The organism is Paenibacillus aceti (genome assembly GCF_003614185.1).
Lineage (GTDB): Bacteria > Bacillota > Bacilli > Paenibacillales > Paenibacillaceae > Fontibacillus > Fontibacillus aceti.
This window is the reverse complement of record NZ_KZ987724.1, coordinates 2,662,868-2,667,423: the sequence shown is the minus strand read 5'-3', so window position 1 is coordinate 2,667,423 and position 4,556 is coordinate 2,662,868. Positions and strand designations below refer to the sequence as shown.

Here is a 4,556-nt window from a genome sequence, read left to right as displayed (position 1 = left end):
TTTTAATGGACGGACTTACGGACATTACGAAAGTAGCAGCCTCCTATGGATCCAACTATGGATTAGCGTTAAAGAAGGATGGAAGTGTAGGGGTATGGGGAGGTTCTTACCCTGGTTTCACTTCGATGAGCAGATTGAGTGGAATTCAATATATCGCTGGAGGTCATAGTAACTATGCGATTGATGGGGATGGAAATGTATGGGTTTGGAATGACGGTATGCCGGTTCAAGTGGCAGGTTTAAGTGATATTAGTGCAGTAGCGGTGGGAACGTATTATACTGTAGCTTCTAAAGCGGATGGGAGTATATATGCTTGGGGAAGTAAGAACAACTTAGGACAATTAGGAGATGGAACGACTGTAGCGCATTCAGTTCCAGCTTTAGTACAGGTCAATACCGCGCCAAAAGCGACCTTGACATATCCCCTGGGAAATCAAGAGGCACCGGAAGAGAGTAGTGTAAGCAATCCTGTGATTCGTTGGACACAAGAGGATGCGGCCCTAACAAACTTCTCAGCGTATCAAGTCCAGATATTGGATGAAAGTGGGGCTGTAGTGGTGGACTCGGGCGAGGTAAGACAACCAGTTACAGCAACGGTTAATACTTGGACAGTGACTGAACCATTACCGATGGGACAAGCATTCCAAGTACGGGTGAAAGTGTATGATGAGCAGTTGTGGTCAGAGTGGTCGAACGTAGGTTGGGTGAGATATTCTGGAATGTCTCTAAAAAATATGCCTTATCAAATTAAAGCAGATATTAATGGCAATAAGGCTTTTAAGGTGTATGAAGAAACAACAGTTACCTTTACTGTATACGGACCGAATAATTTAATCGACGTTGATTTTACTGGTCTTCATAAGATAGAAATATCTGGATATAAGGTTTTATCAGAAACAAGCTCAGGTAAGTATATAAATACCGAGCTTTCCATTATAGGTTCGACTATTGTAGATGTTGAGTTCTTAAATGGAGTTGCTACTACTCCATTAACACTAATCTCGAGTGGAATACAACTACTTTCGTTCCGTTTAGATAATTCTAATGTAATAGGAGAAGTACAAGTTGAAGTTTTACCAGTTGAAGATCCGCCGACTGGTGAATATGTAGAAGAACCTGTTGAAGAAGAGCAAACTAAAGCACGATCGATTGGGATGCAGATTCTCAAGGTTGACCAGATAGAAAATAGTGTGGCTACTGAGAAACTGGTCGAACTACCTTATGATGGTTTACCAGCTACTTTATTAAAATATCGTTTAAGTTGATAATGAGATATGATCTTACCCCCCCCCTTTTTTTTACCGAGAAATTGTAAATATTGTGATTGATTTCAATGGTTGTGTGGAACGGACGCAGCGCGAAATAGCCAGGGAACTGGGGGATCAGCCGCAGTTATGTGTCCCGTATTGAGAAGCGGGCTTTGATGAAGCTGTATCATGAGTTTTATAAATCCAAGCGTTGATATTAAAAGTGGATTGAATCTAAGGCTGTCATGTGGAGACGTGGCAGTCTTTTTTATGTGGACAAATGGCTCACACTGTCCTCGAACACCCTCAGAGTTTGTTAACTTGTTGCAGAAATAATTAACTATAATCGATATTATCACACTAATCAAAAAGTTGTAATTATTTATAAATAATGTATTTATATATTGATTGGCTAATTCGAATGATCAAGGGATAATACGTATCAAAAAGGACTTTTTTCCAAGAATAGCAGGTTACAAGAAGTTGTTGGAGAATATGTTCTACACATCAGACAGCGAAAAAGGGCAGCCCAAGCAGGGGCTCTTTGGAACATTAACGAGGTTTCATGGAATAAATAATGGAACAGGGGAGATTCTATGTCAACTGTATCACTGCAGCAGGTATTCAAAAACTATGAATTGGGCAAAACAAGCGTTCCTGCCTTGCGCGGAATAGACTTAGAGATTCAAGAGGGTGATTTCGTTACAATGGCGGGCGCTTCTGGTAGTGGTAAATCTACACTATTAAACCTGATCGGATGCTTAGACCATCCGACAACAGGTGAGGTTTGGATTGGTGACACCCGGGTTTCAAAGCTTGATGATAAACAATTAAATGAAACTCGATTACGGCAAATTGGGTTTGTCTTTCAATCCTTTAACCTTATCCCCGTTCTGAATGTATACGAGAATGTAGAGCTTCCCTTATTAATTATGAAGGAAATTTCTAAGAAGGAGCGCAAGCAGCGAATCAACTATTTTTTAAAAGCGGTGGGTCTTTCCGCGTTTGCTGATCGAAAGCCATCAGAGCTTTCCGGGGGGCAGCGTCAGCGTGTGGCCGTAGCTCGCGCACTTGTCACCAAGCCTCGCATTGTACTGGCGGATGAGCCTACAGCAAATCTCGACTCAAAGACAGGAATTGAAATCATTGATTTGATGCAGCAAATCAATGAACACGAGAAAACGACTTTTATTTTTTCCACACATGATCCGAAGGTGATGCAGCGTGCCAACCGTATCTTTCACTTAATAGATGGCAAGATCGAGAAAGTAGAGAATATCCGATGAACATATTCAAACTATCTAGAAAGAATGTATTTGAATCTTGGAGACGCTCGTTGTCACTGGGAACATTCATTTTTTTAGCTACGTTTCTGTTGTTGTTTTTTACAAGCTTCATCTCAACGATGCATAATGATCTCAATAAGGCGATATCTAATTCACTGTCTGGCGATATCCAGCTCCGTCAAGGCGGTACGACAGAAGGTGATATGCTGTCCTTGAAGGGGAAGTGGGGACAGATGGCTTATTTGGACGCGAAGACAGCAGTGATGATCGAGACCTTATTAAATGAGAATGGTAGCATCGAGAGCTACACGAAACGTATTCGCAATGATGCGATGCTGTCGAAAGGATCAACGAAGCAGCATACAATGGTCATTGGATTGGACCCGAACCTCGAAGCATATAAGGAAGCGTTTATTTTAAGCGAGGGTAGCTATTTGAATCCTGTACGCACTAATGAAGTGCTCTTGCCTAAAAACTATGCGGACAAGCTTGGCGTCAAAGTAGGCGACAGTATCGATCTAATGGCTGCAACAAAAGATAATCAAGAGGCTGTGGCAAGCTTTATCGTGGCAGGGACAGGTCAGGTTGATCGGCTCGCTTCCTTTTCCTTCTATCCCGTGTATACCTCTTTGCAAGGATCACAAGCGCTTACAGGATTTCAAGATGGCGAGATAACGGACTTTATCGTATATGCCAGCAAAGGTAAGTCAGCACAGCTTTCAAAAGATCTCCAAACAGCGCTCTCTATCAACGGCTTGGACAGTACAAAGGTTAAAGTGAGTACATTGAAGGAGATGGGAGGATTTCTAAACAGTATTATCTCTATCTATGTCGGTATTCTTTATGCCTTTATCGGCATACTTCTTGTCATAATGGCTATTCTGATTATCAATCTTATCTTTATGATGGGGCTCGAACGGCGTTCAGAGATTGGAACACTGCGGGCAATCGGCTATTCACGTGATCAAATCGTCATGATTTTCCTTGGGGAGATAGTAATTATTACAACGATCTTTTTTGTTATTGGTTTGATTATTGGTATCGCTTTGATTTTGCTGTTGTCTCAACTGGGGATTCCGCTGAGCGCGCCGCTTGATCTTGTGCTAGGCAAAGTATTCAATATTCAATTTGATGGGTCGCAGGTATTCTTGGTATTCATTATTATCTATGGTTTTGCCTTAGTATCATCTTTGTACCCATCTATCAAATCGGCGTCGGTTAATCCCGCTGAGACACTTCGCGAAGGTTCATAGAGAGGAGGAAGCGAGTTGATTACCAAAATCGCCATTCGAAATATTGTCGCAAACCGCAGGCGTTCATTTCTGATAGGTTTTGTCATTTTTATAGCAGCTTTCCTATTGCTTATTGCTAACGCATTCGTTAACGGCGTCGGTTATCAAGTCAACAAAGCCTATTCTCAACTGCAAGCAGGCGATGTCATAGTAGGATGGGAAAGACTGAGAAATATGGAGAAAACCGATGCAACACGTCTCTTGTTCTTGGGGGATAATTCTTTTGAGGTAAAAAATGAAACAGAAAACCGTCAAGCCATGGAGAATCTCCAACGTTTTCTTGTTCAAAATCAGCAGGCAATCAAGTCCTATTATCCAACAGTACGTCGGAATGCTGAACTTGGGGTTGGCGATACGGGCGATGCGCAATTTTCAGTGTTTGGTTTAACGCCGGAATTGAAAGACCAGCTTCTAACCACAAAATCAATTTCGATGCAGGAGGGGCAACTACTCTCCGATTCTCCTCGCTCTATTGCCGTTTCTCAAGAAAAGGCATTAATCTATGACCTGAAGCTTGGGGACAAAGTGAATCTTAATGCAGTAACTCCTGCTGGAGAAATTCGTGTAGAGGAATTTATGGTTGGAGGAATTTATAACAACGGAGCAGGTTGGGACAATTGGTACGGATTCACATCGGATAAGGATGCTCGTGAGATGTTTCAGTATGACAAAGGATATTTCGATATTGTAAAAATATATCTTAACGATTCCAGTGACAGTAAGGAATTTGC

Annotated in this window: 4 protein-coding genes and 1 pseudogene; all 5 read left to right on the top strand. The window is 41.8% G+C overall.

Annotation, left to right across the window (positions count from 1 at the left end; all coding sequences use genetic code 11):
• Positions 1–1,265 (top strand): RCC1 domain-containing protein (locus BFJ94_RS11930; protein WP_369126913.1); only part of this gene is annotated, 1,265 nt, incomplete at its 5' end.
• A 70-nt stretch (positions 1,266–1,335) separates the two neighbouring features.
• Positions 1,336–1,462, top strand: a pseudogene (locus tag BFJ94_RS11925) (sigma factor-like helix-turn-helix DNA-binding protein); the annotation flags it as partial.
• Positions 1,463–1,843: 381 nt separating this feature from the next.
• Positions 1,844–2,533, top strand: coding sequence for an ABC transporter ATP-binding protein (locus BFJ94_RS11920; RefSeq protein ID WP_120462872.1), 690 nt, complete (start codon positions 1,844–1,846; stop codon positions 2,531–2,533).
• Positions 2,534–2,583: 50 nt separating this feature from the next.
• Positions 2,584–3,786, top strand: coding sequence for an ABC transporter permease (locus tag BFJ94_RS11915; RefSeq protein WP_162944252.1), 1,203 nt, complete (start codon positions 2,584–2,586; stop codon positions 3,784–3,786).
• A 15-nt stretch (positions 3,787–3,801) separates the two neighbouring features.
• Positions 3,802–4,556, top strand: a 755-nt coding sequence (locus BFJ94_RS11910) for an ABC transporter permease (RefSeq protein WP_162944251.1), incomplete at its 3' end; no start/stop codon positions are given.